Raw genomic sequence first — 1,828 nt, 5'->3', positions numbered from 1 at the left:
GCTGGTGGCCATCGCCACCCCGATCGAATACACCCGCAACCCGCTGCGCGTATTTGAACTGGACTTCGAAGAGAACCTGAAACTGGTTCGCTACTGCGTGAAGTACAACAAGCGCGTGATCTTCCCGTCGACCTCCGAAGTGTATGGCATGTGCCAGGACCAGTACTTCGACGAAGACACCTCCAACCTGGTGGTGGGCCCGGTCAACAAGCAGCGCTGGATCTACTCGGTCTCCAAGCAACTGCTGGACCGCGTGATCTGGGCCTACGGCGACAAGGGCCTGAAGTTCACCCTGTTCCGTCCGTTCAACTGGATGGGCCCGCGCCTCGACCGCCTGGACTCGGCCCGTATCGGCAGCTCCCGCGCCATCACCCAGCTGATCCTGAACCTGGTGGAAGGCACGCCGATCCGTCTGTTCGACGGTGGCGAGCAGAAGCGTTGCTTCACTGACATCGCCGACGGTATCGAAGCCCTGGCGCGCATCATCGATAACGACAACGATAACTGCAACGGCCAGATCATCAACATCGGCAACCCGGAAAACGAAGCCAGCATCCGTCAGTTGGGCGAAGAACTGCTGCGTCAGTTCGAAGCTCACCCGCTGCGCAGCAACTTCCCTCCGTTCGCCGGTTTCCGCGACGTGGAAAGCAAGGCGTTCTACGGCACCGGTTACCAGGACGTGGCGCACCGCAAGCCAAGCATCGACAACGCCAAGCGCCTGCTGAACTGGGAGCCTACCGTGGAGATGAGCGAAACCATCGGCAACACCCTGGATTTCTTCCTGCGTGAAGCCATGCTCGAAATCGCGGACAAGCGTTGATGCAAGCGGGTCTACGCATCGACGTCGACACTTACCGAGGCACCCGTGAAGGGGTGCCAAGGTTGTTGGAGTCGCTCGACGAAGCCGGGGTCAAGGCGACCTTCTTCTTCAGCGTCGGGCCGGACAACATGGGGCGCCACTTGTGGCGCCTGATCCGTCCGCAGTTCCTGTGGAAGATGCTGCGCTCCAACGCTGCCGGTTTGTACGGCTGGGACATTTTGCTGGCCGGCACCGCCTGGCCGGGCAAACCCATTGGCCGCGACCTGGGGCACCTGATGCGCCACGCCAAGGCCGCCGGGCATGAAGTCGGGCTGCACGCCTGGGATCATCACGGCTGGCAAGCCAACACCGGGCGCTGGAGCGATGCACAGCTGATCGAGCAGATTCGCCGTGGCGTCGACACCTTGAGCGACATCCTCGGTGAACCCATCGACTGCTCAGCCGCCGCGGGCTGGCGTGCCGATGAGCGCGTGGTGCAAGCCAAGCAACAGTTCAACTTCCGCTACAACAGCGATTGCCGTGGTACCAGCCTGTTCCGGCCGACCCTGGCGGATGGCAGTGCCGGCACGCCACAAATTCCGGTGGACATGCCGACCTTCGACGAAGTCGTGGGCCCGGTGGTGGCCGCCAAGGATTTCAATAGCTACATCCTCGACCGCTTCAAGCCGTCGAAGCTCAACGTCTATACGATCCACGCAGAAGTAGAAGGGATTCTGATGGCCAATGATTTTCGCCAGATGCTCGCCCAGGCAGGGCAGCGCGGCATCGCGTTCAAACCGTTGGGCGACCTGTTGCCCGCCGACCTCACCACCCTGCCCCAGCAACACCTGGTGCGTGGTGCGTTGAGCGGCCGTGAAGGCTGGCTCGGAGTGCAAAAGGCATGATCCGGCGCTGGGCCCTGCCCCTGCTCCTGCTGGCCTTCGGGGTGTTCTACCTGATCCCGTTGGCCACCCACGGGCTGTGGATTCCCGACGAAACCCGCTATGCGCAGATCAGCCAGGAAATGCT

3 protein-coding genes are annotated in these 1,828 nt (G+C 62.1%); all 3 read left to right on the top strand.

Annotation, left to right across the window (positions count from 1 at the left end):
• Positions 1–820: bifunctional UDP-4-keto-pentose/UDP-xylose synthase (locus HX873_RS31170; RefSeq protein WP_177123809.1), on the top strand; the 820-nt coding region annotated here is incomplete at its 5' end.
• Positions 820–1,704, top strand: a complete 885-nt coding sequence (arnD, locus tag HX873_RS31165; RefSeq protein WP_177123807.1) for a 4-deoxy-4-formamido-L-arabinose-phosphoundecaprenol deformylase — start codon at positions 820–822, stop codon at positions 1,702–1,704. The genes HX873_RS31170 and arnD, both read left to right, overlap by 1 nt.
• Positions 1,701–1,828: hypothetical protein (locus tag HX873_RS32165; protein ID WP_371318411.1), on the top strand; the 128-nt coding region annotated here is incomplete at its 3' end. The genes arnD and HX873_RS32165, both read left to right, overlap by 4 nt.

The sequence above is a fragment of the Pseudomonas sp. P7758 genome, from assembly GCF_013386485.1.
Classification (GTDB): Bacteria; Pseudomonadota; Gammaproteobacteria; order Pseudomonadales; family Pseudomonadaceae; genus Aquipseudomonas.
The sequence above is the reverse complement of the archived record's forward strand: the minus strand, read 5'-3'. Positions and strand labels throughout refer to the sequence as shown.